Origin of the sequence: Streptomyces sp. NPDC052721, from assembly GCF_040678315.1 — a bacterium.
GTDB lineage: Bacteria > Actinomycetota > Actinomycetes > Streptomycetales > Streptomycetaceae > Streptomyces.
Genome location: NZ_JBFATL010000005.1, coordinates 175,194 through 199,804 on the forward strand (window position 1 = coordinate 175,194; position 24,611 = coordinate 199,804).

At 72.0% G+C, this 24,611-nt stretch carries 18 protein-coding genes and 1 pseudogene; 12 read left to right on the plus strand and 7 right to left on the minus strand.

The window, feature by feature from the left end:
• The first annotated feature begins 7 nt into the window (after positions 1–7).
• The 6 genes and pseudogenes from AB0L21_RS07580 to AB0L21_RS07605 all read left to right on the plus strand — a co-directional run.
• Positions 8–520 (plus strand): hypothetical protein, encoded by a 513-nt coding sequence (locus AB0L21_RS07580; RefSeq protein WP_365782758.1) that lies wholly within the window; start codon positions 8–10, stop codon positions 518–520.
• 122 nt (positions 521–642) lie between these two features.
• Positions 643–1,326: a class F sortase gene (locus AB0L21_RS07585; protein WP_365782760.1), complete on the plus strand. Its 684-nt coding sequence runs from the start codon at positions 643–645 to the stop codon at positions 1,324–1,326.
• 175 nt (positions 1,327–1,501) lie between these two features.
• Positions 1,502–2,716 (plus strand): FAD-dependent oxidoreductase, encoded by a 1,215-nt coding sequence (locus AB0L21_RS07590; RefSeq protein ID WP_365699434.1) that lies wholly within the window; start codon positions 1,502–1,504, stop codon positions 2,714–2,716.
• The gene (gene nirB / locus AB0L21_RS07595) at positions 2,717–5,326 is read left to right on the plus strand and encodes a nitrite reductase large subunit NirB (RefSeq protein ID WP_365782762.1); all 2,610 of its coding nucleotides are present in this window, start codon (positions 2,717–2,719) and stop codon (positions 5,324–5,326) included.
• The gene (gene nirD, locus AB0L21_RS07600) at positions 5,323–5,673 is read left to right on the plus strand and encodes a nitrite reductase small subunit NirD (protein ID WP_365699436.1); all 351 of its coding nucleotides are present in this window, start codon (positions 5,323–5,325) and stop codon (positions 5,671–5,673) included. The genes nirB and nirD overlap by 4 nt, the downstream gene beginning before the upstream one ends.
• Positions 5,674–5,809: 136 nt before the next feature.
• A pseudogene (locus tag AB0L21_RS07605) lies at positions 5,810–5,938 on the plus strand (short-chain dehydrogenase); the annotation flags it as partial.
• Between the two features lie 113 nt (positions 5,939–6,051).
• Here AB0L21_RS07605 and AB0L21_RS07610 read toward each other — a convergent pair.
• The 5 genes from AB0L21_RS07610 to AB0L21_RS07630 all read right to left on the minus strand — a co-directional run bounded on the left by AB0L21_RS07610 (position 6,052) and on the right by AB0L21_RS07630 (position 13,852).
• Complete coding sequence (locus AB0L21_RS07610; RefSeq protein ID WP_365782764.1) at positions 6,052–6,885, minus strand: carbohydrate ABC transporter permease; 834 nt, start codon at positions 6,883–6,885, stop codon at positions 6,052–6,054.
• Positions 6,878–7,780, minus strand: coding sequence for a sugar ABC transporter permease (locus AB0L21_RS07615; protein ID WP_365699438.1), 903 nt, complete (start codon positions 7,778–7,780; stop codon positions 6,878–6,880). Before AB0L21_RS07615 ends, AB0L21_RS07610 begins: the two co-directional genes overlap by 8 nt.
• On the minus strand, positions 7,777–9,024 hold the full coding sequence (locus tag AB0L21_RS07620; RefSeq protein WP_365699439.1) for a sugar ABC transporter substrate-binding protein: 1,248 nt from the start codon (positions 9,022–9,024) through the stop codon (positions 7,777–7,779). The genes AB0L21_RS07615 and AB0L21_RS07620 overlap by 4 nt, the downstream gene beginning before the upstream one ends.
• A gap of 468 nt (positions 9,025–9,492) precedes the next feature.
• The gene (gene ppdK / locus AB0L21_RS07625; protein WP_365699440.1) at positions 9,493–12,213 is read right to left on the minus strand and encodes a pyruvate, phosphate dikinase; all 2,721 of its coding nucleotides are present in this window, start codon (positions 12,211–12,213) and stop codon (positions 9,493–9,495) included.
• Positions 12,214–12,631: 418 nt separating this feature from the next.
• Positions 12,632–13,852, minus strand: coding sequence for an ROK family protein (locus AB0L21_RS07630; protein ID WP_365699441.1), 1,221 nt, complete (start codon positions 13,850–13,852; stop codon positions 12,632–12,634).
• A 120-nt stretch (positions 13,853–13,972) separates the two neighbouring features.
• Here AB0L21_RS07630 and AB0L21_RS07635 point away from each other — a divergent pair, with 120 nt between their 5' ends.
• The 3 genes from AB0L21_RS07635 (at position 13,973) to AB0L21_RS07645 (ending at position 19,464) form a co-directional block, all read left to right on the plus strand.
• Positions 13,973–15,664: a hypothetical protein gene (locus AB0L21_RS07635; protein WP_365782766.1), complete on the plus strand. Its 1,692-nt coding sequence runs from the start codon at positions 13,973–13,975 to the stop codon at positions 15,662–15,664.
• On the plus strand, positions 15,661–17,598 hold the full coding sequence (locus AB0L21_RS07640; RefSeq protein WP_365782768.1) for a glycogen debranching N-terminal domain-containing protein: 1,938 nt from the start codon (positions 15,661–15,663) through the stop codon (positions 17,596–17,598). Before AB0L21_RS07635 ends, AB0L21_RS07640 begins: the two co-directional genes overlap by 4 nt.
• A 297-nt stretch (positions 17,599–17,895) precedes the next feature.
• Positions 17,896–19,464: a CDP-alcohol phosphatidyltransferase gene (locus AB0L21_RS07645; protein ID WP_365782843.1), complete on the plus strand. Its 1,569-nt coding sequence runs from the start codon at positions 17,896–17,898 to the stop codon at positions 19,462–19,464.
• Between the two features lie 102 nt (positions 19,465–19,566).
• Here the strand turns inward: AB0L21_RS07645 and dusB are convergent, their stop codons facing one another.
• Positions 19,567–20,697 (minus strand): tRNA dihydrouridine synthase DusB, encoded by a 1,131-nt coding sequence (gene dusB / locus AB0L21_RS07650; RefSeq protein ID WP_365699444.1) that lies wholly within the window; start codon positions 20,695–20,697, stop codon positions 19,567–19,569.
• A 180-nt stretch (positions 20,698–20,877) separates the two neighbouring features.
• On the opposite strand from dusB, the gene AB0L21_RS07655 reads away from it, so the two are divergent.
• The 3 genes from AB0L21_RS07655 to AB0L21_RS07665 all read left to right on the plus strand — a co-directional run bounded on the left by AB0L21_RS07655 (position 20,878) and on the right by AB0L21_RS07665 (position 23,708).
• Entirely contained in the window at positions 20,878–22,329 is a 1,452-nt protein-coding gene (locus AB0L21_RS07655) for an MFS transporter (RefSeq protein WP_365699445.1), read from the plus strand.
• A 161-nt stretch (positions 22,330–22,490) separates the two neighbouring features.
• Positions 22,491–22,937 (plus strand): hypothetical protein, encoded by a 447-nt coding sequence (locus tag AB0L21_RS07660; RefSeq protein ID WP_365699446.1) that lies wholly within the window; start codon positions 22,491–22,493, stop codon positions 22,935–22,937.
• 87 nt (positions 22,938–23,024) lie between these two features.
• Complete coding sequence (locus tag AB0L21_RS07665; protein ID WP_365699447.1) at positions 23,025–23,708, plus strand: DUF6766 family protein; 684 nt, start codon at positions 23,025–23,027, stop codon at positions 23,706–23,708.
• A gap of 3 nt (positions 23,709–23,711) precedes the next feature.
• On the opposite strand, the gene AB0L21_RS07670 is transcribed toward AB0L21_RS07665, so the two are convergent.
• Entirely contained in the window at positions 23,712–24,584 is an 873-nt protein-coding gene (locus tag AB0L21_RS07670) for a helix-turn-helix transcriptional regulator (protein WP_365782770.1), read from the minus strand.
• Between the last annotated feature and the right edge of the window lie 27 nt (positions 24,585–24,611).

Consider the following 24,611-nt stretch of genomic DNA (forward strand, 5'->3'; position numbering starts at 1 on the left):
GAGCACCATGCGACGCACTGCCCGTCTGCTGGCCGGTACCGCGCTCGCCGTGACCGCCGCGGCGCCCGCCCACGCGGCCGGAACCGGCCGTCTGGACCTGTACCCGGCGACCGTGGCACCCGGTGGCCAGGTCACGGTGAACACCGCCGCGTGCGGGGACACAGGGGCCGCGACCGGGGACGCGGGCGCGGTCGGTGCCGGAACGTTCATGCTGGCGCCCACCGCGCACGAGGGCGAGGCGATCGGACAGTTCCGGGTGCCGCCGAGCGCGCAGCCGGGGACGTACGAGATCGTCGCCCGGTGCGCCGAGGGCGACCGGCAGGTGGCGGGCGACCTGGTGGTGGCATTGACCGCGGCACACGAGCAGCAGGTGCTGCCGCGAGGAAGCGTGAAGACGGGGGTCGGCGGCGGACTCGGCCCCGACCCCGTACAGACCGCGGCGGGTGTGGCGGCACTGGCCGTCGCCGCCGCGGGCGGTACCTGGCTCCTGCATCGCCGGGCGAGAGGCGACGGGATCTGACGGACACCCTCCGCTGTCCGTCCGCCGGTACCGCACATCCCGCCCCCTCCGGGTCCGACGCCCCTCGCGGCCCGGAGGGGGAAGGGGCTTTTGGGGGTGCGCCCCCGGGAGAGGGGATTGGCATGCGCGAGGCCGCCGGAAACCGCGAGGCCGCCGGGAACCGCGGGAGCGCTCGGAGCGCCAGGGCCGCCCGGCTCGGCGACACCGCCATAGCCGCCGTCACCGTCGTGGCCCTCGGCTCGGGCGTGTGGCTGCTGGGCGGCGGCACCGGCCCGCACACCCCACCGCAGCCGTCCGCCGCCGAGGGCCGTCCCGACCCGGGCGGTGCGCGGGCCGCGGCGCCCGGCCTCGCGCCGTCCCCGCCCCTGCGCATCCGCATCCCCGCGATCCGGGTGAACGCGCCCCTCATGGGCCTCGCCCTCACCCGCTCCGGAAGCCTGGACGCGCCGCCCGCCAAGGAGAAGAACCTGGCCGGCTGGTACGAGGCCGGCACCACCCCCGGCGAGACGGGCACCGCGATCGTCGCCGGCCACGTCGACAACACCGAGGGCCCCGCCGTCTTCTACGACCTCGGCGCGCTGAAGCGGGGCGCCCGCATCGAAGTGGACCGCCGGGACGGCAGCGTGGCCGTGTTCACCGTCGACGCGGTGGAGGTGTACTCGGCCCACGACTTCCCCGACGAGAAGGTGTACGGCGCGGCCCCCCGCCCCGAACTCCGCGTCATCACCTGCGGCGGCGGCTACTCGAAGACCACCGGCTACCAGGGCAACGTGGTGGTGTTCGCCCACCTGACGGCGAGCCGCTGACGGCGGTCACCAAGGTCTCCACCGGCACCGGACACGGCACGAACGGCCGCCTCACACCCTCCCCCGCCCCCGCGCAACCCCCTCACACTCCCCGCCCCGGTCCGCTGAGGGCAGCGTTCCTCCCGGGAAACAGACGCGATGCTGCCGGGTAACGTCGGGGCCGCACGCTCGGGACATGACCTCGAATACGCGTGTGGTGGTGATCGGCGCCGGCCTCGCGGGCGTACGGCTCGCCCGGCGGCTCGGCGAGCTGGGCACGCCCGCGCTGCTCGTCGGCGAGGAGGAGCACGCGCCGTACAACCGGGTGCTGCTGGCCGAGGTACTGGCCGGCCGGTACGCCCCGGAGGTGATCACCCTCCCGCCGCATGCCGGCCTGCTGCGCACCCGGGTCACCGGCATCGACCGGGCCGCCCGGACCGTCGCCTGCGCCGACGGTACGTCGATCGCCTACGACGCGCTGGTGCTGGCCACCGGCTCCAACCCGGTGCTGCCCCCGCTGCGCGGCCTGTTCACTCCTGACCACCAGCTGCCCGAGGGCGTCCACGCGTTCCGCACCATGGACGACTGCCTGGGCCTCGCCAAGGCGGTGCGGCCCGGGGTGCGGGCGGTCGTCATCGGCGGCGGGCTGCTCGGCGTCTCCGCGGCCCGCGCGCTCGCCGTACGCGGCGCCCAGGTGGTGCTCGCGCAGCAGGCCGAGCGGCTCATGGAGCGCCAGCTGGACCCGGACGCCTCCCGGCTGGTGCTGCGGCACCTGACCGAGCTGGGCGTCGAGGTGCACACCGAGTGCCGGGTGCGGGACGTGCGCTGCGTCGGCGGCGCGGTCCGCTCGGTCGAGATGGCCGACGGATACGCGCTCGACGCCGACCTCGTGGTCCTCGCCTGCGGGGTACGGCCCCGCACGGGTCTCGCCGAGCAGGCGGGCCTCGCCGTCCACAAGGGCGTCCTCGTGGACGACGAGCTGCGCACCTCCGATCCGCGCATCCACGCCATCGGCGACTGCGCCCAGCACGACGGCACGGTCTACGGCCTGGCCGCCCCGGCCCTGGAACAGGCCGACGCGCTCGCCGAGCTGCTGGCAGGTGACGCCCGCGCCCGCTACACCGGCACCCGCTCCCTGACCCGGCTGACCCTCACCGGTCCCGACTCCCCCTTCGACCTCGCCGCGTTCGGCGAGACCGAACCCCGCCCCGGCGACGACGTCGTGCGGATCGCCGACGCCACCCGGGGCACCTACCGCAAGGTCGTCGTCCGCGACGACCGTCTGGTCGGCGGGGTCCTCGTCGGCGAACTCGGCACCGTCGGCGCGCTCGCCCGCGCCTGGGAGGGAGCGGAGCCGCTCCCCGACGACGGCCCCCTGCTCCACCTGCTCACCAACGATGGAGGCTCCTGAATGACCGCCACCCTGGGGGCCACCCCCACGATCGTGCTCGTCGGCCACGGCATGGTCGGCCAGCGCTTCCTCGAAGCGCTCGCCGAGCGCGGCCTGACCGCCACGCACCGCGTGGTCGTACTGTGCGAGGAGCCGCGTCCGGCGTACGACCGCGTCCAGCTCACCTCGTACTTCTCCGGCAGGACGCCCGAGGACCTCTCCCTGACCGACAGGGAGTTCATCAAGGACCACGGCATCGAGCTGCACATCGGCGACCCGGCGGAGACGATCGACCGCGAGGCGCGCACGGTGACCGCCCGCTCGGGTCTGGTCGTGGAGTACGACGTCCTCGTCCTGGCCACCGGCTCCTACCCGTTCGTGCCGCCGGTGCCGAACAAGGACGCCACCGGCTGCTTCGTGTACCGGACCATCGAGGACCTGCTGGCCATCGAGGAGTACGCGAAGACCCGGGCGACGACGGGTGCCGTGGTCGGCGGCGGTCTGCTCGGCCTGGAGGCCGCCGGCGCGCTCAAGGGGCTCGGACTCAACGCCCACATCGTGGAGTTCGCGCCGCGCCTGATGCCGGTGCAGGTGGACGACGGCGGTGGCGCGGCCCTGCTGCGGACCATCCAGGACATGGGCCTGACCGTCCACACCGGTGTGGGCACCCAGGAGATCGTGACGGACGCGGACGGTGCCGTCACCGGCATGAAGCTGTCCGACGGCTCCGAACTCGCCACCGACATGGTCGTGTTCAGCGCCGGTGTCCGCCCCCGCGACCAGCTGGCCCGCGCCTCGGGCCTCACGGTCGGCGAGCGCGGCGGCATCGCGGTGGACGAGCAGTGCCGGACCGTCTCCGACCCGCACGTCTTCGCGATCGGCGAGTGCGCGCTGGCCGCCGACGGCCGGGTCTACGGCCTGGTGGCGCCGGGCTACGAGCAGGCCGAGACGGCCGCGGCCACCATCGCCGCCGACGAGGCCTCCTTCACCGGCGCCGACCTGTCCACCAAGCTGAAGCTGCTCGGCGTGGACGTGGCCTCCTTCGGCGACGCGCACGGTACCACCGAGAACTGCCTGGACGTGGTCTACTCCGACTCCCGCGCGGGCCTGTACAAGAAGCTGGTCATCGGCGCGGACGGCACGCTGCTCGGCGGCATCCTGGTCGGCGACGCGGAGGCGTACGGCACCTTGCGCGCGCTCACCGGCTCGGTGCCGCCCATCTCCCCCGAGTCGCTCGTCCTGCCCGCCGGAGCGGGCTCGGGGGCCCAGCTCGGCCCGTCCGCGCTGCCGGACGAGGCGATCATCTGCTCCTGCCACAACGTCAGCAAGGGCACGATCCGCGGCGCGGTCACCGAGCACAGCTGCACGACCGTGCCCGAGGTGAAGAAGTGCACCAAGGCAGGTACCGGCTGCGGCAGTTGCGTGAAGGTGCTGGGCCAGCTGGTCACCGCCGAACTGGAGGCGTCCGGCGTCGAGGTCGACAAGGGCCTGTGCGGCTGCTTCGCGCAGACCCGCGAGGAACTGTACGAGATCGTCCTGGCCCTGCGCGTCACGTCGTACCAGGAACTGCTGGACCACTACGGCCGCGAGGGCGCCCGGGGCGGCGACGGCTGCGAGGTGTGCAAGCCGGCGGTCGGCTCGATCATCGCCTCCCTCGCCCCGACGATCGGCGCGAGCGGCTACGTCCTGGACGGCGAGCAGGCCGCGCTCCAGGACACCAACGACCACTTCCTCGCCAACCTCCAGAAGAACGGCTCGTACTCGGTCGTGCCGCGCATCCCCGGCGGGGAGATCGCACCCGAGAAGCTGATCGTGATCGGTGAGATCGCCCGGGACTTCGGCCTCTACACGAAGATCACCGGCGGCCAGCGGATCGACATGTTCGGCGCCCGCGTCGAACAGCTTCCGCTGATCTGGGCCCGGTTGGTGGACGCCGGCTTCGAGTCCGGCCACGCCTACGGCAAGTCGCTGCGCACGGTGAAGTCCTGCGTGGGCTCCACCTGGTGCCGGTACGGCGTGCAGGACTCGGTCCGGATGGCGATCGACCTGGAGCTGCGCTACCGCGGCCTGCGGTCCCCGCACAAGCTGAAGTCGGCGGTGTCCGGGTGCGCCCGCGAGTGCGCCGAGGCCCAGTCCAAGGACTTCGGGGTGATCGCCACCTCGAACGGCTGGAACCTGTACGTCGGCGGCAACGGCGGTGCCACCCCGCGCCACGCCGACCTGCTGGCCCAGGACCTGTCCGACGCCGAACTGGTCCGGCTGATCGACCGGTTCCTCATGTTCTACATCCGTACGGCCGACCGCCTGGAGCGCACCAGCACCTGGCTGGAACGCATCCCGGGGGGCCTGGAGCACGTACGGGACGTGGTGGTGCACGACTCGCTCGGCATCTGCGACGAACTGGAGAAGCTGATGCGGGCGCACGTCGCGAACTACCGCGACGAGTGGGCGGAGACCGTCAGCGACCCCGAGAAGCTGGCCCGGTTCGTGTCCTTCGTGAACGCCCCGGACACCCCGGACCCGGTCGTCTCCTTCGTCCCCGAGCGCGACCAGATCAAGCCCGACCTGCCGCTGCTGAACATCGGCCTGCGGCCCGCCGACGACGTCCTGGAAGGAAGCGCCCAGCGATGACCCTGGCAGTTGAGACGACCGACCTGAAGGTCCAGCTCCAGCTGGCGGACGGCTGGTTCACGGTCTGTGACCTGAGCCTGCTGGTCCCGGGCCGCGGAGTGGCGGCCCTGCTGCCGGACGGCCGCCAGGTGGCCCTCTTCCGTGACCGCGCGGACCGGCTGTACGCCGTCGACAACCGCGACCCCTTCACCGGCGCGGCCGTCCTCTCCCGCGGCCTGACCGGCACCCACCAGGGCCGCCCGTTCGTGGCGTCCCCGCTGCTGAAGCAGCGCTTCGACCTGGTCACCGGGGAGTGCCTGGACGACGAGTCGGTACGGGTGACCGCGTACGAGGTACGGGCGCTGTAGCGGTGACGTGACAGGGCGGGGCGTACGGACCGGACCGCCGGCCGCAGGTCAGGTCAGGTCCGTGCGCAGCACCACCCGGCGCCCCCGCAGCTCCCCGTTCTCCCTCCGCGCGTGCGCCTCGGCGGCGGCGCCCGGCGAGGAGTGGCGCCGGATGCTCCACACCGACGTCACCGGTGTCCTCCTCGCCCTCCAGGCCGAGATCGCGCGGATGCGCACCCAGCCGAGCGGCGGCGCCATCGTGAACATCGTCTCCCGGATCGGCGTGCCGGCCGGCTGCCCGGCACCGCCGGCCGGGCCGCGCGCGTGCGCACCGTGGTGCCGCTCGGCCGGGTCTCCACCGTCGAGCGACGGCGGCTCCACGTCCCGAGTCCGGCCGCCTCAGTCGATCCCGGACCGCTCCACCCCGGCCACGATCCACCGCTGGAAGCACAGGAACACCAGCAGCAACGGCAGGATCGACACGGCCGCCGCGACGAACAGCTCGTGCAGCCGCACGACCTGGGCGGTGGTGAACGAGGACAGGGCCACCTGCACCGTCCAGGCGCTCTGGTCCTGCCCGATCACCAGCGGCCACAGGAAGGAGTTCCACGCGCCGAGGAACACGATGGCCCCGACGGCCGCGAACACCGGACGGGCGTTGGGTACGACGACGAGCCAGTACGTCCGCCAGTACCCGAGCCCGTCCACCTGCGCCGCGTCCTCCAGCTCACGGGGGAAGCCGAGGAAGTACTGCCGGAAGACGAAGCAGGCGAAGGCCGGGAACAGGGTCGGCACGATCAGTCCGCGCAGGGTGGAGATCCAGCCCAGCGACGACACCAGCACGAAGCTGGGCACGAAGGTGACGGCCGCCGGGACCAGCAGGGTGCCCAGGACGGCGTAGAAGACCTTGTCGGCGTGGCGGTAGGGGATGCGGGCGAGGCCGTAGCCCGCGAGGGAGGCGAGGAGGAGGGTGCCGAGGGTGGTGGCGACGGCGATCAGCGCGGAGTTGAGCAGGGACCGGGCGAACGGCACGGACGGATCACCGAACAGCTCGCCGACGTTTCCCCACCGCACCTGCCGGGGGAAGAAGGTCCACTCGGGGGAGGTGATGTCCTTCTCACTGGCCAGCCCGTTGCGCACGAGCAGGTAGAAGGGGATCAGGAAGAGCAGGGCGAGCGCGATCAGCAGCACCAGCCGCAGCGCCCGCCCGGCCCGTACCAGGGCGTCATCCATCGGCGTCCGTCCTCCCCAGCCGCAGCCAGCGCGCCTGCCCCACCGTGACGACGGCGATGACCAGCGCGAGGATCACCGCGCCCGCGCTGCCGAGCCCGAGGTTCTGTCCCTGCCCGAGGGCGGTGTAGTAGAGGTAGACCAACGGCGGCCGGGCGTACGGCGGATAGCCCCGGGCGTCGGACAGCAGGTTGTAGAACTCGTCGAAGGCCTGGAAGGCGTTGACGACGAGCAGCAGCACCACCGCGACCGAGGTGGCCCGCAGCTGGGGCAGGGTGATGTGCCGCAGCACCGTCCAGCCGGGCCGGGCCCCGTCCACGGCCGCCGCCTCGTACAGCGCCGGGTCTATCCGCTGGAGCCCGGCGAGGAACAGGATCATGTAGAACCCGGCCTGGAGCCACAGCCGTACGGTGACGACGACCAGCCAGTACCAGGGCGGATCGGTGGTGGACAGCCAGGCGACGGGATCGCCGCCGAACCACCCCAGTACGGTGTTGGCGAGCCCGAACCGCACCCCGTTGAAGAGCGACATCTTCCAGATGAGCGCGGCCACGACATAACTGCACGCGGCCGGCAGGAAGAACACGGACCGGAAGAAGGCCCGGGCGGTCTTGAGACGGTTGACCATGAGGGCGAGGGAGAGGGAGAACAGGTAGGTGACGGGCACGATGAAGGCGGTGAAGAGAAGGAACGTCCTCAGACTGTCCACGAACGCCCGGTCCCGCAGCATGGCCGTGTAGTTGTCCAGCCCGACGAAGTGCGTGGGCGTGACCGTGTTGTGCGCGTCGAAGAAGCTGAGCGACACGCTCCACAGCAGCGGGACGTACGTGAACAGCGCGAGCCCGAGCGCGAACGGCCCGACGAACACCCAGAACCAGAGCGCCCCGCGCCGCCTCACGACGTCTTCTTCACACGGTCGAGTTCGGCCGACACCTTCCGTACGACGGCCCGCAGTTCCCGCTCCGGACCGGCCCCGTCCTTGATGATCCGGCTGAGCGCGTCCTGGTAGGCGGTCTGGCTCGCCGGGGTCCACAGCAGCGGCTGGGCGTAGCCGTGGTCGGTGGTGAAGCGGACGGCGTCGGCGGCGGGACCGTCCTTGAGCGCGGTGGCCTTCTCGGCGAGGGAGATCCGGGCGGGGATGTGGAACCCGTACGACAGCGCGAAGTCCTCCTGGAGGTCGGTGCGTTCCACCCACAGCCACTTCACGTACTCCTTGGCCGCCTCCTTGTGCCGGCTGCGGGCGCTGACGGCGGCGCCGAACGCCCCGACGGGCACGGAAGGCCGCCCCTGACTGCCGTCCCGCGGGAAGGGCAGCACCCCGAAGTCGTCACCGAGTTCCTTGCGGACCTGCGGCAGCGCCCACAGCCCGGTCCACTGCATCGCGGTCAGCCCCTGCACGAAGGCGGACGGGTCCGACCAGTCGCTGGGCGCGCCGAGGAGCAGGGACTTGTCGGCGTACAGCCGGTGCAGCTTGCCGAGGGTGCGGGCGGCGGCGGGATCGTCGAAGCCGGCCTTGCCGTCGTCGCCGACGAACTGGAATCCGGCCGCGTACAGGGGAGTCCCCCCGAGCACGCCCGCTCCCCCGTCGTTCCCGAGGAAGAGCCCCTTCACCTTGTCGCCGGTGAGCCGGCGTGCGGCGTCCACCAGGGCGTCGAGGGTGGTGGGCGGCTCGACACCGGCGTCCTTCAGCAGGCTTTTGCGGTAGTAGAGCATCTGCATGTCGATGACCTGCGGAATGCCGTAGACCCTGCCGTCGTGGGTCTTCGGCGTGAGCACGGCCGGATGGAAGTCGTCCCTCACCTCCTCCACCAGCTCGGTGAGGTCGAGCACCTGCCCGCCCCGGATCTGGTCGAGGGTGGGTCCATTGACCTCGAAGACATCGGGCCCGGAGTCGGTGAGCAGCGCGGCGGCGGTCTGCTGGTCGTAGTTCCCCGGCCGCCACTGCACCGAGACACGCGCCTTCTCGAAGCCGGCGGCGTACCGCCGCACGGCCCGCTCGGTACCGGGCTCCCCGTACTGGTGGTACCACTGCACCAGCCCCGGCCCCGAACCCCCGCCACCCCGGCCGGTGTTGGACCCACAGGCCGTGAGCACCCCGGCACCCACCCCTGCGGCCAGCAGATCCCTACGCCTGATCGTCATCGTGCCCCCTGACGTCCGTCATCGATGCACGGCCCAACGATCAACCATGCCGCCCGATTACGAAAGACGAGTTGCGGCCGTGTGTCGCCGGTGCGGAGCCGAAGGTGACGCCGGCCCAGGCACACACGCCCGCCGGCTGGTCCAACCGGCGGCCGACAACTCCGGGTTGGGATCTGCCGGTCGGGCCGCGGTCAGCGCCGACCGGAGCAGATCCGTGTCGCGGAAGGACTGGCCGGTGTTCCTTTGTCGTTCAGGCCCGGGTGTGTCGCCGGCTGGGGCGAGCTTCCCGAGTGGCGGTGCGACACCGACGCCGGCATCTTCCAGGCCGTCGAGCAGAGTGTGTGACGCGGACGCACCGGAGGGGCGACACCCCCCGCACTGGGATGTCGCCCCTCCTCTTTCGTGCGCCGGAGCCGCCGTCGATCGGTGAGGGTCGGGGACCGACGGCGGCTCCGGGGACCGGGTGGGTCAGCGGTGGTCGCTGCCCGCCGACTGGGTGGCCGCGCGGCCCGCTTCCAGGCGGGCGACCGGGATGCGGAACGGGGAGCAGGAGACGTAGTCCAGGCCGGCCTCGTGGAAGAAGTGGACCGACTCCGGGTCACCGCCGTGTTCGCCGCAGACGCCGAGCTTGAGGTCGGGCCGGGTGCGACGGCCCGCTTCGGCCGCCGCCTTCACCAGGGAGCCGACGCCGTCCTTGTCGATCGTCTCGAAGGGGCTGACGCCGAAGATGCCCTTCTCCAGGTACGCCGTGAAGAACGAGGCTTCCACGTCGTCCCGGCTGAAGCCCCACACCGTCTGGGTCAGGTCGTTCGTGCCGAAGGAGAAGAACTCCGCCGCCTCCGCGATCTGGCCGGCCGTGAGGGCCGCTCGGGGCAGCTCGATCATCGTCCCGATGGCCAGCTTCAGCTTCGTACCCGTCGCCGCCTCGACCTCGGCGATGACCTGGTCGGCCTCCTCGCGGACGATCTCCAGCTCCTGGACCGTACCGACGAGCGGGATCATGATCTCCGCGCGCGGGTCGCCCTTGGCCGCCTTGCGCTCGGCCGCCGCTTCGGCGATGGCGCGCACCTGCATGGTGAACAGGCCGGGGATGACCAGGCCCAGGCGTACGCCGCGCAGGCCGAGCATCGGGTTCTGCTCGTGCAGGCGGTGCACGGCCTGGAGCAGGCGCAGCTCGTTCTCGTGCGGCTCCTGGCGGGACTCCGCCAGGGCCACGCGGACGGAGAGTTCCGTGATGTCCGGGAGGAACTCGTGCAGCGGCGGGTCGAGGAGACGGATGGTGACCGGGAGGCCGTCCATCGCCTCGAAGAGTTCGACGAAGTCCTTCTTCTGCAGGGGCAGCAGCGCCTTCAGGGACTCCTCGCGCTCCTCCTCCGTGTCGGCCAGGATGAGGCGTTCGACCAGCTCTCGGCGGTCACCGAGGAACATGTGCTCCGTGCGGCACAGGCCGATGCCCTGGGCGCCGAAGCGACGGGCGCGCAGCGCGTCCTCGGCGTTGTCCGCGTTGGCGCGCACCCGCAGGCGGCGCTTGCGGTCGGCGAAGGCCATCATGCGGTGGACCGCCTCGACCAGTTCGTCGGCGTCGTCGGCGCCCGGGTGCATGCGGCCCTCGAAGTACTCCACCACCGGGGAGGGGACGACCGGGACCTCGCCCAGGTAGACCTTGCCGGTCGAGCCGTCGATGGAGATCAGGTCGCCTTCCTCCACGACGTGTCCGCCGGGGACCGTCATGCGGCGGCGCTTGGTGTCGACCTCCAGCTCCTCCGCGCCGCAGACACAGGTCTTGCCCATGCCGCGGGCGACCACGGCCGCGTGGGAGGTCTTGCCGCCGCGGGAGGTCAGGATGCCCTCGGCCGCGATCATGCCGTCCAGGTCGTCGGGGTTGGTCTCCCGGCGGACCAGGATCACCTTCTCGCCCGAGCGGGACCACTTCACCGCCGTGTACGAGTCGAAGACCGCCTTGCCGACGGCCGCGCCCGGCGAGGCCGCGATGCCCCGGGCGACCTGCTCGACCTTCGCCTGCTCGTCGAAGCGCGGGAACATCAGCTGCGCGAGCTGGGCGCCGGTGACGCGCTGGAGCGCCTCCGTCTCGTCGATGAGGCCCTGGTCCACCAGCTGGGTGGCGATGCGGAAGGCCGCGCCCGCCGTGCGCTTGCCGACGCGCGTCTGGAGCATCCAGAGCTGGCCGCGCTCGATGGTGAACTCGATGTCGCAGAGATCCTTGTAGTGGTTCTCCAGGGTCTCCATGATCTGCATGAGCTGGTCGTACGACTTCTTGTCGATCTGCTCCAGCTCGGCGAGCGGCACGGTGTTGCGGATGCCCGCGACCACGTCCTCGCCCTGGGCGTTCTGCAGGTAGTCGCCGTAGACGCCCTGGTGGCCGGAGGCGGGGTCGCGGGTGAAGGCGACACCGGTGCCGGAGTCGGGGCCCAGGTTGCCGAAGACCATCGAGCAGACGTTGACGGCCGTGCCCAGGTCGTGCGGGATGCGCTCCTGGCGGCGGTAGAGCTTGGCGCGGTCGCCGTTCCAGGAGTCGAAGACCGCCTTGATGGCGAGGTCCATCTGCTCGCGCGGGTCCTGCGGGAAGTCCCGGCCGGCCTCCTTCTTGACGATCTTCTTGAAGGTGGTGACCAGCTTCTTCAGGTCCGCGGCCTCCAGGTCGGTGTCGACCGTGACCTTCTTGGCCGCCTTGGCCTTGTCGAGGGCCTCCTCGAAGAGGTCGCCGTCGACGCCGAGGACGGTCTTGCCGAACATCTGGATGAGGCGGCGGTAGGAGTCCCAGGCGAACCGCTCGTCGCCGGCCTGGGCGGCCAGGCCCTGCACGGACTTGTCCGACAGGCCGATGTTCAGGACCGTGTCCATCATGCCGGGCATGGAGAACTTGGCGCCGGAGCGGACGGACACCAGCAGCGGGTCGTCGGCCTGGCCGAGCTTCTTGCCCATCTTCGCTTCGAGGGCTTCGAGGTGCGCACTTACCTCGTCACGGAGTGCCGCGGGCTCCTCGCCGCTCTCCAGGTAGACCTTGCAGGCCTCCGTGGTGATCGTGAAGCCGGGAGGGACCGGGAGACCCAGGTTGGTCATCTCGGCGAGATTGGCACCCTTGCCGCCGAGCAGGTCCTTGAGGTCCTTGTTGCCCTCGGTGAAGTCGTAAACGAACTTCGCTGCCTGGGGTTCTTTGTTTTCCGACACGGGTCTCGACTCCTTGAGGCCACGGTGGCTGCCCTGATGGCGAGGAACATACCCAGATCGAAGGTTCCTGGGTACGTGCACTTGCGCGTCATGCGCCTGTAACCACCCGTCCGCCAGCGGATCGAAAGTCAAGGCTTGGCAAGCGAAGCCAGCCGTATGTTTTCACTTCTTGAAGACAGCAGTGCCCACAGGTGCAGTTTTCTGCTCAGATGAGCAGGTCGCGGCACGACTGATTTCGATCGATGAACGATCAAGGGGTGGCACCGAGTGCCACCCCTTGAGGAAGTGCAGCCGCGCTTGATCCGCTCATCTGAGCGCAACCCTTATCAAGGGTGGCGAGAATCACGCTGCCACAGACCGCTCCGTTTCACCATGCGGACCGCTCGGCGGACGCCGGCCGACGGCGGAAACAGCCCTGTCACACACCCATCTCCGACAGCCGCTGCTCCACCCGGTCCGGCGCGTACAGGTGCTCCACCACCAGCGCGCCGGCGCCGATCAGCCCGGCGCGCTCGCCGAGCCGCGAGGTGACCACGTCCAGGTGGGCCGTGGAGCGGGGCAGCGCCCGCTGGTAGAGCAGCTCGCGGACGCCGGTCAGGAAGGGCGTTCCGGCCAGGTCGCCCGCGATCATCAGCACGCCCGGGTTGAGCAGGGTCACGACCGTCGCCAGGACGTCCCCGACCTGCCGCCCGGCCTCCCGGGCCAGCGCGGCGGCCTCCGGGTGCCCGGCGGCCAGCAGGTCCCGCACATCCGCGCCGGAGGCGGCCGGCACCCCGGACGCGGCCAGCCGCCGGGCCACGGCACCGCCGCTCGCGACCGCCGCGAGACAGCCGTACGAGCCGCACCGGCACAGCGCGTCGGCGCCGACCCGGATGTGCCCGATGTCGCCCGCGCCGCCGTCGACGCCCCGGTAGATCGAGCCGTCCACGACCACCCCGGCGCCGATGCCCGTCGACACCTTGACCAGCACGAAGGCCGTGCAGTCGGGGTGTCCGGTGCGCTGTTCGCCGTACGCCATGAGGTTGGCGTCGTTGTCGACCAGGACCGGGACCGCGGGGGCCCCGGTGTGGTCGGTGAGGGCGCGGGAGAGGCGGCCCCGTATGTCGTAGCCGTCCCAGCCCGGCATGATCGGCGGCTGGACCACCCGGCCGGTCTCGCTGTCCACCGGGCCCGGCACCGCCAGCCCGATCCCGCACACCTCCCGGGCGTGGTGCCCGGCCTTGGTCAGCAGCTCGGCGAACCAGTGTCCCAGCTCGCCCAGGACGGCGTCGGGGCCGTCCTCGACCGCCAGCGTGCCGGCGTGCTCGGCGAGGATCTCGCCGGTCAGGGTGAGGACGGCCGCGCGGGCGTGCCGGGTGTCCAGGTCGGCGGCGAGGACCACCGCGTGGGAGTCGTCGAACTCCAGGGTGATGGAGGGGCGTCCGCCGAGCGGCGAGTCGACCGGGCCGCCGGCGCCCTCGCGCAGCCAGCCCGCCCGGAACAGCCGGTCCAGGCGCTGGCCGACGGTGGCCCGGGACAGTCCGGTCGCCTGCTGGAGCGCGCCGCGCGTCACGGCCCGTCCGCTGCGCACCAGTTCGAGCAGATCGCCGGCACCCGCCTGGCTTCCGCTCTTGCCGGTCCTCCCCGGACGTCCGGTCATGCGCACCCCCTTGTGTTTCTCCAGTTTGCATTACATGCTGAGTTTTGCGTGTTAAATAGACGTAACCCTACGGTGGCCGGGGCCGAACCGCGTCGGCCGGACGTCTTCGGGGAGCCCCGAGTGGATCGCACCGCCCAGCTCACTGCCCGTTCCACCCCGTACCAGACGGCATACGATCCACCGCCCACGGCCACCGCCCCGGCCGCGACGACGTCCCTGCACGCGCGGGCCGCCCGGGTGCTGGAGGCGAACTGGACCGGCGCGTCGACGGTGCCCTCCCGCGACCTGTATCCGCACCAGTGGTCCTGGGACTCCGCGTTCATCGCCATCGGGCTGCGGCACGTCGCGCCGCGGCGGGCCCAGACGGAGCTGGAGACGCTGCTCGCGGCCCAGTGGGCCGACGGTCGCGTCCCGCACATCGTGTTCAACCCCTCCGTACCGCTCGACGCGTACTTCCCGAGCCCCGACTTCTGGCGCTCCTCGACCGCCGGGCGCACCGCGGGTGCCCCGCGCACGCTACAGACCTCCGGCATCGTGCAGCCACCGGTGCACGCGCTGGCGGCCTGGCTGGTGCACCGCGCCGACCCCGGGCTGTCCAGGGCCCGCGGCTTCCTCGCCCGGGTCCACCCACGGCTGGCCGCCTGGCACCGGTACCTGCTGCACCGCCGGGACCTGGGCGGCGCCGGGCTGGTGTCCGTCGTCCACCCCTGGGAGCAGGGCATGGACAACAGCCCCTGCTGGGACGCCCCGCTCGCCCGGATCAGCCCCGCCCCCGCCCGCTCCTTCCGCCGCGCCGACCTCGACCACGGCGCGGCCGGGGACCGGCCGACGGATCTGGACTACGGGCGGTACGTGCGGCTGGCCGCGGACTACCGGGACGCCGGGTACGCCGACGGGGGCGGGGAGTTCGCCGTCGAGGATCCGGCGTTCAACGCCCTCCTCATCGCCTCCGAGTACGCGCTCGCGCGGATCGCCGAGGAACTGGGCGCGGCCGGCTCCGCCCGCCGGGCCCGCGCGCAGCGGCTGACGGCGACGCTGGTGGAGCGGCTGTGGGACGCGGAGGCGGGGATGTTCCTGTGCCGGGACCTGCGGGGCGAGGGCGCCACCGCCGAACGCGGGGCCTCCGAGTCCGGACGCGGGCCCTCCGAGTCCGGCCGGGTCGCCGGGCGTGGTGCCTCCACCGCGGGGAGCGGTGCCTCCGGTTCCGGCCTCGTCACCGAACGCGGCGCCTCCGGGCCAGGCCCCGTCGCCGAACGCGGCGCCTCCCCTTCCGGCCCCGGGGGCGAGCCGCGCGTCAACGGTTCCGGTCTCCTCCCCGAGCGCGGTGTCTCCGGTCTGGTGCCGTTGATCCTGCCCGGGCTCCCCCACGGCATCGCCGCGGCCCTCGTCCGTACCGTGCGCGGGCCGCACTTCTCGGTCGGTGACCGCACCCGGCTCGTGCCCAGCTACGACCTCCTCGGCGAGGCCTTCGACCCGCACCGCTACTGGCGCGGACCGGCCTGGTTCAACACGAGCTGGCTGCTGGAGCGCGGGCTGCGCACACACGGTGAGACGGCGGCGGCCGACGCCCTGCGTCAGGCGGTGCTGGACCTCGCCGGCGCCACCGATTTCGCGGAGTACGTCGACCCGTACACCGGCGAACCCTGCGGAGCCACCGGCTTCAGCTGGACGGCGGCCCTCGCGCTCGACCTGTGCCACCGGCCGGCCGCACACCCCGCGCGTCAAAATCTGGACAAGAGCGCACAAAGAGTCGTACCCCCCACGAACACCGGAACGTTCGACAGGAGTGACAGAGGAGGGGACCGGGGATGACGGACCGGCATCATCTGCTCGTGCAAGGCGCCACCTTCGCCGCCGTGGGCGACCGTGGCGACATCAGCGGGGTGCGGGGCGGCAGCTCCCCGGACGGGTTGTTCGTCCGGGACGCCCGGCACCTCAGCCGCTGGCAGCTCACCCTCGACGGCGCGGTGCCCGAGGTGCTCACCCCGGTCACGGACGGGGACGAGGCCCGCTGTGTGCTGGTCCCGCGCGGCGGCCGGCAGGAGCCCCCGGCGTACACCCTCTTCCGTGAACAGGCCGTCGGGGACAGCTCGTTCGTGGAGTCCGTGAAGGTCACCGGCAACCGCCCGGTGCCCACCACCGTACGGCTCGCGCTCACCGTCGACGCCGACTTCACCGACCAGTTCGAACTGCGCTCCGACCACCGCACCTACGCCAAGGCCGGTGCCCTGCGCTCCCGTGAAGTCCTCCCCGACGGCATCGAGTTCACCTACCGGCGCGCCGAATGGCGGTCCTGTACGACGATCACGGCCGACCCGGCCCCCGACGCCGTGGAGGAGACGGGCACCGGCGCCCGCCGCCTGGTGTGGACCCTCGACCTCGCGCCCCACGGCACGACCGAGCTGCTGCTGCGGGTGATCGCCCGCCCGCACGGCGAGAAGCGTGCCCTGCGGGTACCCCGCGACCCCGCCGCCGTACAGGAACAACTCCTCGCCGAGGAAGCCCGGTTCATGGAGGGCGTGGCCTTCCCGACCGGCTGGCCGGAGCTGGCCGCCGCCTGCGCCCGGGGCCTCGCCGACCTGGCGGCGCTCCAGGTCCCGGCCACCGGGCCGGACGGCGAGGACCTGCGCGTACCGGCGGCCGGTGCGCCCTGGTTCCTCACCCTGCTCGGCCGCGACGCGCTCCTCACCTCCCTGTTCGTCCTGCCGTACCATCCCCGGCCGGCCGCCGCCACGCTCCTCGCCCTGGCCGCCACGCAGGCCACCGGCACCGGCCGGTCCCCGGTCGCCCAGCCGGGCAAGATCGTGCACGAGGTACGGCACGGCGAGCTGGCCCACTTCGGCCAGGTGCCGTTCGGCCGCTACTACGGCTCGGTCGACGCCACTCCGCTCTTCCTGATCCTGCTCGGCGCGTACGTCGAGCAGACCGGGGACACGGAGCCGGCCCGGCGTCTGGAGCCGCACGCCCGGGCCGCCATCGGCTGGATGCTCGACCACGGCGGCCTGACCTCGCGCGGCTATCTCGTCTACCGCGCCGACGAGGGCGGCCTGGCCAACCAGAACTGGAAGGACTCCCCCGGCGCGATCTGCCGCGCCGACGGCACCCGGCCCACCGGCGCGGTGATGGCGGCGGGCGCCCAGGGCTACGCGTACGACGCGCTGCGCCGCACGGCCGGGGTGGCGCGGACGGTGTGGGGCGACGAGACGTACGCCGCACTGCTGGAACAGGCCGCGGCCGACCTGCGGGACCGCTTCCAGCGGGACTTCTGGATGCGGGAGCAGTCCTTCCCGGCGCTGGCGCTGGACGAGCAGGGCCGCCAGATCGACGCGCTGGCGTCCGACGCCGGGCATCTGCTGTGGTCGGGGCTGCTGGACAAGGAGTACGGCGAGGAGGTGGGCCGGCGGCTGCTGGAGCCGGACTTCTTCTCGGGCTGGGGCGTCCGCACGGTGGCCTCCGGCCAGGCCGCGTACCATCCGCTGTCCCATCACCGGGGGTCCGTCTGGCCCCACGACAACGCGCTGATCGCCCTGGGCCTGGCGCGGTACGGGCTGCATGACGAGGCCCGTACGGTCGCCCATGCGCTGATCGACGCGGCGACGGTGGGCGGGCACCGGTTGCCGGAGGTGCTGGCGGGGTACGGGCGTACTCCGCACGGTTCGCCGGTGCCGTATCCGCATGCGTGCGGGCGGGGGGCGCGGTCGGCTGCCGCACCGCTTGCCTTGCTGACGGCTGTCGGGGGCGCCTGAGGGGTGGTCTTCCGGGCACTGTCGTACCGCCGACCGGATTGACCAGGTGTTTGCCCAGTCGTCGTGAACGGTGCCTTCCCGCGGGCCGTACGGGAAGGCATGAGCGCGCTCCAGTCTGCCTCTGCGGAGGACGTGGCCGAAGAGGTCTCCGAACCCGCCGCACGCACGTTCCGCCGTCCCTGGGCCGCATGGTCGGCGTGGCGGAGGCGCTGGCGGGCGGGGCATCCGGAGGTCGCGCGGGCCCTGTCCGTCACCGTCACCGTGCTCGCCGCGGCCCTTGTCGTCGCGGCGCTGGTGATGCCCAACACGGTCGTCCGGCTGGGTCCCGCGAAGTTCTTCCGCATACCCGCCGAGGCCGTCATCGGGGCGGCCGTGCTGCTCGCGCTGCCGCGGCGGCCCCGGGTGGCGGTGGCGGCGGTGTCCGGGGTGCTGCTCGGGGCCATGACCGTGCTCAACGCGCTGGACATGGGGTTCAACCAGTACCTCGGCCGCAGCTTCAACGTCGTACTGGACTGGAGTCTGTTCGGGGACGCGGAGTCGTATCTGGAGGACTCCCTCGGGCGGACGGCCACCCTCGCCGCGGTGGCCGGACTGATCGTGGTCGTCCTGCTGCTCTTCGTGCTGCTGGCGCTGGCGATGGTGCGGCTGAGCGACCTCCTCGCCCGGCACCCCGGCACCGCGACCCGCGGCACCCTGGTCGCCGGGGTCGTCTGGATCACCTGTTCCTCGCTCGGGCTCCAGATAGCGGGCGTGCCGATCGCCTCCGACCGCACCGCGACCGCGCTGAAGGTCCAGGCCCGCCGGGTGTCGGCCACGCTGAAGGACGAGGCGGAGTTCCGGAAGGTGGCCCGGGCCGACGCGTTCGGGAACACGCCGGGCAGTCAGCTGGTCCCCGATCTGCGCGGCAAGGACGTGATCTTCACCTTCATCGAGAGCTACGGCCGCAGTGCGATCGAGGACCCGATCATGGCGCCCGGCGTGGACCGCACGCTCGACGTCCGCACCAAGGCGCTGGCCAAGGCCGGCTTCCACGCCAAGAGCGGCTGGCTGACCTCGGCGACGTACGGCGGGAGCAGCTGGCTCGGCCACTCCACCACCATGTCGGGCCTGTGGATCAGCAATCAGCAGCGTTACCGCACGGTGATGGCCAGCGACCACCTCAGCCTGACGGAGGCGTTCAAGAAGACCGGCGCGTTCGACACCGTCGGGGTCATGCCGGGTGTGCAGAAGGGATGGCCGGAGCAGAAGTGGTACGGCCTGGACAAGGTCTACAACGCCTTCCAACTCGGCTACCGGGGGCCGAAGTTCAGCTGGTCGACCATGCCCGACCAGTACGCGCTCCAGCAGTACCAGGAGCGGGTGCACAGCAAGCGGCCGGCCGACGGCAAGGCGCGGATGTCCCTGCTCATCCTGACGTCGAGTCATCAGCCCTGGGCGCCCGTCCCGAAGATGGTGGGCTGGGACCAGCTCGGTGACGGCTCGGTCTTCAAGGGCATCCAGGCGGCGGGGAACAAGCCGGCCGACGTCATCGCCGACACCACCAAGTCCCGCGAGGAGTACGGCAAGTCGGTGCGGTACTCGGTGACCGCGCTGACCGAGTGGCTGGAGCGGTACGGCACCGAGGACACGGTGCTGGTCTTCCTCGGCGACCACCAGCCGATCGCCCGGGTCAGCGGCAACCACGCCAGCCGTGACGTGCCGGTGTCGATCGTCGCCAAGGATCCCAGGATGCTGGACAAGATCGTCGACTGGAACTGGACGGACGGGCTCCGCCCCGCCCACGACGCCCCGGTATGGAAGATGAGTTCCTTCCGCGACCGCTTCCTGACGGCCTACGGCTCGACTCCCCACCCGAAGAAGAACTGACGCGGCGCCTTCCAGCCGACCGAGTCGAGTGGTGGGTGGGCGAGGCCGGGGTCCAGGGGCGGAGCCCCTTGGGCGGGGTCTGGGGCGGAGCGCCAGGGCCGGTCAGCCACCCGACGTGTCGAGCTCCGCTTCCTCGGTGATCCCGGCGCAGTCGTACGGATCCTTCAGCCACCCGTCCGGCAACACCACCCGGTTGTTGCCGGACGTACGCCCCCGAGGCCCCTCCGCACCGACCGGCCACGCCTGATCCAGATCCAGCTCGTCCAGCCCCGCCCGCAACTCCTCCAGGGACGACGTGATCGCGAGCCGCTTACGCATCTCGGACCCGACCGCGAACCCCTTCAGGTACCAGGCGACGTGCTTACGGAAGTCGACCACGCCCTTGGACTCGTCACCGATCCACTCCCCGAGCAGCGTGGCGTGCCGCACCATGACGTCGGCGACCTCCCGCAACGTGGGCCGCAGGAAATCGTCCCGCCCCTCGAACGCGGCGACCAGGTCCGCGAACAGCCACGGCCGCCCCAGGCACCCGCGCCCCACGACCACCCCGTCGCACCCGGTCTCCCGCACCATCCGCAGCGCGTCCTCGGCCGACCAGATGTCACCGTTGCCGAGCACGGGGATCTCCGGCACATGCTCCTTCAGCCGCGCGATGGCGTCCCAGTCGGCGGTGCCGCCGTAGTGCTGCGCGGCGGTGCGGCCGTGCAGGGCGATGGCCGTCACGCCCTCCTCCACGGCGATCCGGCCGGCGTCGAGGTAGGTGATGTGGTCGTCGTCGATGCCCTTGCGCATCTTCATGGTCACCGGCAGGTCACCGGCCCCGCTGACCGCCTCGCGCAGGATGGCCCGCAGCAGGTTCCGCTTGTAGGGCAGGGCCGAGCCGCCGCCCTTGCGCGTGACCTTCGGCACGGGGCAGCCGAAGTTCAGGTCGATGTGGTCGGCCAGGCCCTCCTCCGCGATCATGCGGACGGCCTTGCCGACGGTCGCGGGGTCGACGCCGTACAGCTGGATCGAGCGCGGCTGCTCGCTCGGGTCGAACTTGATCAGCTGCATGGTCTTCTCGTTGCGCTCGACCAGCGCCCGGGTGGTGATCATCTCGCTGACGAACAGTCCCTTGCCGCCGCTGAACTCCCTGCACAGGGTGCGGAAGGGGGCGTTGGTGATCCCCGCCATGGGTGCGAGCACGACGGGCGGTGTCACGGCGTGCGGGCCGATGGAGAGCGGGTGGGTCATCGTCAGGACTCCGGGACGGATCTACGGCACAGGACGGACACGGGAACGCTGGGCAAGGACCCATTGTCCCTCACGCGTCCCGTGCCCGGTCCGCCGGCTCGGCTCCGCCGGCCGGCACCCGAAGATCATGCATGAATCATTAGTTAGACGCACTATTGAGTTCGGCGTACGATGGGACACATGCCAGAGCTGAGCCCTCGCCGACGCCTGCTCGTGCTCGCGATCTGCTGCATGAGCCTGCTGATCGTGAGCCTCGACAACACCGTGCTGAACGTGGCCCTGCCCTCGATGCAGCGCGACCTGCACGCCACCACCTCCGGCCTGCAGTGGACGATCGACGCGTACACGCTGGTGCTGGCCTCGCTGCTGATGCTGGCGGGCTCCACGGCCGACCGGATCGGCCGCAAACGCGTCTTCATGGCGGGCCTGGTGGTGTTCACCGTCGGCTCCGTGCTCTGCTCCGTCGCCCCGAACCTGGAACTGCTGATCGTCTTCCGCATGGTCCAGGCGGTGGGCGGCTCGATGCTCAACCCGGTCGCCATGTCGATCATCACCAACACCTTCACCGACGCCCGGGAACGCGCCCGCGCGATCGGCGTGTGGGGCGCGGTGGTCGGCATCTCCATGGCGGCGGGTCCGCTGGTCGGCGGGCTGCTGGTGCAGTCGGTGAGCTGGCGCGCCATCTTCTGGGTCAACCTCCCGGTCGGTCTCGCGGCCCTGCTGCTCACCCTCCGCTTCGTCCCCGAGTCCCGCGCGCCCAAGGCCCGTCGCCCCGACCCGGTCGGGCAGCTGCTGGTGATCGCCCTGTTCGGCTCGCTGACGTACGCGATCATCGAGGCACCGGAGTCGGGCGCCGGCCCGGTGACGCCGTTCGCCGTGGTCGCCGTGGCCGCGCTGCTGGCCCTCCTCCGGTACGAGCCCCGCCGCGACGAACCCCTCATCGACCTGCGCTTCTTCCGCTCGGCCCCGTTCAGCGGCGCCACGGTGATCGCCATCAGCGCGTTCGCGGCCCTCGGCGGGTTCCTGTTCCTGTCCACCCTGTACCTGCAGAACGTGCGCGGCCTGGACGCCCTGCACGCGGGCCTGTGGATGCTCCCGATGGCCCTGCCGACGTTCCTGTGCGCCCCGCTGTCCGGCCGCCTGGTGGGCAGCCGCGGCCCGCGCCTGCCGCTCCTGGTGGCGGGGACGGCGATGACCGCGAGCGGTGTCCTGTTCGCCGCGTTCGAGGCGGAGACCTCCAACGCCACCCTCCTCCTCGGCTACGTCCTCTTCGGCATCGGCTTCGGCTTCGTGAACGCGCCGATCACCAACACGGCCGTGTCGGGCATGCCGCGCGCCCAGGCCGGTGTCGCCGCCGCCGTCGCCTCCACCAGCCGGCAGCTGGGCCAGACGCTCGGCGTCGCGGTCATCGGCGCCGTCCTGGCCTCCGGCATCGGCTCGTCCCCGTACCGGCAGGTGTTCGTGTCGGCGGCCCGCCCCGGCTGGTGGATCCTCACCGCCTGCGGCCTGGCCGTCCTGACCCTGGGCCTCCTGACCAGCGGCCACTGGGCCCGCCGCACCGCCGAACGCACGGCCGAGAGCCTGCGGTCACCGGAGGTACGCCAGATCGCGGAAACCGCAGAACGGGCGTAGCCCCAAAGCCCGGCGGGACGCCGCTCAGGTTCCTGCTCCGGTCCCGGACGCCCGGCTGAGGCCCGGCACCCGCCCCGCCGCACGTGTCCCTGGTCCGAACGCCCTGTTGTCCGTGCGGGGTGCGGCGCGGCTTCCGGGTCCGGTGGGGTTCCCGGCTCACGATGTCCGGCAGCAGCTCCGCCGACCCCGTGGAGGATTCCTTGCCGTGCTGGAGGCGTACGGGCCTGACCGCGCTCGTCTGCGCTGTCTGCCTCACCGGCTGCGCCACGCTCGGCGAGCGGGAGGCTGCCGCGTCCCGGGCCGCCGTGCGCTTCGAGGAGAGCGTCCGGCGGGCCGACGGCCCCCGCGGCTGCGCGGCGCTCGCCCCGGCAACCTGGCAGGAGGTCGAGCAGTCCGCCGAGTCCTCCTGCGCCAAGGCCCTCCCCGGCGAACAGCTCCCCTACGGGGGTGCCGTACGGGACGTCCGGGTCCACGGCCGGCAGGCACAGGTCGTCCTGGACCGCGACACCCTGTTCCTGTCTGCCTTCCCGGCCGGCTGGCTGATCACCGCGGCGGGCTGCGTGCCGCGGCCCGAGCAGCCGTACCAGTGCAAGGTGAAAGGGGGCTGAGCCGGTCATGCGCACCCTGTTCACCGTGGTCCTGCTGACCGTGGGCACCGGGCTCTGCTACTTCACCGCCGTGGGGCTGATGCAGCGGTGAACCGCCTCACCCGCTTCCTGAAGCACAACAGCCTGACCCTCGCCTTCTTCACCGGCTTCGTGCTCACCCTCGCCGGGCAGGCGGTGGCCGGCCACGCCGACTTCAACAACCGGCTCACCACCGACGGGCTGCACCCGGTCGGCTTCCTCGACTACCTCGCGACCTCCGACTTCGCCGTGGACGTCACCGAGAACTGGCAGTCGGAGTACCTGCAGTTCTTCCTGTACATCTTCGGCACCGTCTGGCTGCTCCAGCGCGGTTCACCCGAGTCCAAGGAGCTGCACAAGGCCGGGGTGGAGAGCGACCGGGACCAGAAGGTCGGCGAGCACGCCGGCCCGGAGTCCCCGCGCTGGGCCGCCGCCACGGGCTGGCGGCAGCGGATGTACGCCCGCTCGCTGGGCGTCGTCATGGCCGCCATCTTCCTCTGGTCCTGGCTCGCCCAGTCCATCACCGGCGTCGCCGCCTACAACGAGGAACACCTGCGCCAGCTCCAGTCGCCGATCTCCTGGTGGGCGTACCTGGGCTGCGCCGACTTCTGGGACCGCACCCTGCAGAACTGGCAGTCCGAACTGCTGGCCGTCGCCTCGATGGCCATCCTCTCCGTCTATCTGCGCCAGCGTGGCTCCCCCGAGTCCAAGCCGGTCGGCGCGGCCCACACCGCGACCGGGGTGGAGGGCTGAGGGTCAGCGCCCGCACGCGATCTCGTACAGCTTCTCCAGCCGCTCCCGGGTCTCCTCGTTCCTCGGCGTGTACGTCACCATGCGGGCGCCGACCTCGGGGGCGAGCCACAGGTCCGTGTGCTCCAGGCTGAGGTGGCCCACGTAGGGGTTGAGGAACTCCTTGGTCTTGGAGCGGGTGTCGACCACCTCGTAGCGCTGCCAGTTCTCGCGGAAGGCGGGTGACTCCTCCAGCCGCTTCAGGAGCATCTTCCAGGCGGGCTCGCCGAGGTGGCCGGCCAGGGCGGCGCGCAGCCGGGCGGCCATCAGGCGCTGGGTCTCCTCCAGGTGGACGACCGCCGCCTGCCACTCCTTGTCGGTGTGGACGAGGAGCATGCAGTTGCGGTCCTCGGGCGGGACCGCGTCCAGGTCGCCCAGGAGGCGGCCGTACGTGCGGTTGTAGGCGAGGATGTCGTACCGGCTGTTCTGGATGCAGGCGGGGATCGGCTCCAGCCCGGTCAGCATCTCGCGCAGGGCGGGGGTGACGCTCGGGCAGGTCGCCGCCGGGGTCGGGTCGGTCGCGCCGGCCAGCTGGAAGAGGTGGGCGCGTTCGCTGGCGTCCAGGCGCAGGGCGCGCGCGAGGGCGTCGAGGACCTGGACGGAGACCTGGATGTCACGGGCCTGTTCGAGCCAGGTGTACCAGGTGACGCCGACCGCGGAGAGGTGGGCGACCTCCTCACGGCGCAGCCCGGGGGTGCGGCGGCGGGCCCCGCGTGGCAGGCCCACCTGCTCCGGCGTGATGCGCTCCCGTCTGCTGCGCAGGAACGCGGCCAGCTCGTGCCGGCGGATCTCCGCTCCCCGGGCGGGCTGCGCCCGGGTTTCCTGGACCGAGGTCGTCATAGGTCCAGGGTGCCGGGCGGTCCAACC

Excerpts from the sequence above, each read along its gene's own strand:
- nirD (WP_365699436.1), top strand. The coding sequence starts at position 5,323 with ATGACCCTGGCAGTTGAGACGACCGACCTGAAGGTCCAGCTCCAGCTG.
- AB0L21_RS07585 (WP_365782760.1), top strand. The coding sequence starts at position 643 with ATGCGCGAGGCCGCCGGAAACCGCGAGGCCGCCGGGAACCGCGGGAGC.
- AB0L21_RS07630 (WP_365699441.1), bottom strand. The coding sequence starts at position 13,852 with ATGACCGGACGTCCGGGGAGGACCGGCAAGAGCGGAAGCCAGGCGGGT.
- AB0L21_RS07670 (WP_365782770.1), bottom strand. The coding sequence starts at position 24,584 with ATGACGACCTCGGTCCAGGAAACCCGGGCGCAGCCCGCCCGGGGAGCG.
- AB0L21_RS07620 (WP_365699439.1), bottom strand. The coding sequence starts at position 9,024 with ATGACGATCAGGCGTAGGGATCTGCTGGCCGCAGGGGTGGGTGCCGGG.
- nirB (WP_365782762.1), top strand. The coding sequence starts at position 2,717 with ATGACCGCCACCCTGGGGGCCACCCCCACGATCGTGCTCGTCGGCCAC.
- AB0L21_RS07660 (WP_365699446.1), top strand. The coding sequence starts at position 22,491 with ATGTCCGGCAGCAGCTCCGCCGACCCCGTGGAGGATTCCTTGCCGTGC.
- AB0L21_RS07645 (WP_365782843.1), top strand. The coding sequence starts at position 17,896 with ATGCCCAACACGGTCGTCCGGCTGGGTCCCGCGAAGTTCTTCCGCATA.
- AB0L21_RS07580 (WP_365782758.1), top strand. The coding sequence starts at position 8 with ATGCGACGCACTGCCCGTCTGCTGGCCGGTACCGCGCTCGCCGTGACC.
- AB0L21_RS07610 (WP_365782764.1), bottom strand. The coding sequence starts at position 6,885 with ATGGATGACGCCCTGGTACGGGCCGGGCGGGCGCTGCGGCTGGTGCTG.
- AB0L21_RS07655 (WP_365699445.1), top strand. The coding sequence starts at position 20,878 with ATGCCAGAGCTGAGCCCTCGCCGACGCCTGCTCGTGCTCGCGATCTGC.
- dusB (WP_365699444.1), bottom strand. The coding sequence starts at position 20,697 with ATGACCCACCCGCTCTCCATCGGCCCGCACGCCGTGACACCGCCCGTC.
- AB0L21_RS07640 (WP_365782768.1), top strand. The coding sequence starts at position 15,661 with ATGACGGACCGGCATCATCTGCTCGTGCAAGGCGCCACCTTCGCCGCC.
- AB0L21_RS07590 (WP_365699434.1), top strand. The coding sequence starts at position 1,502 with ATGACCTCGAATACGCGTGTGGTGGTGATCGGCGCCGGCCTCGCGGGC.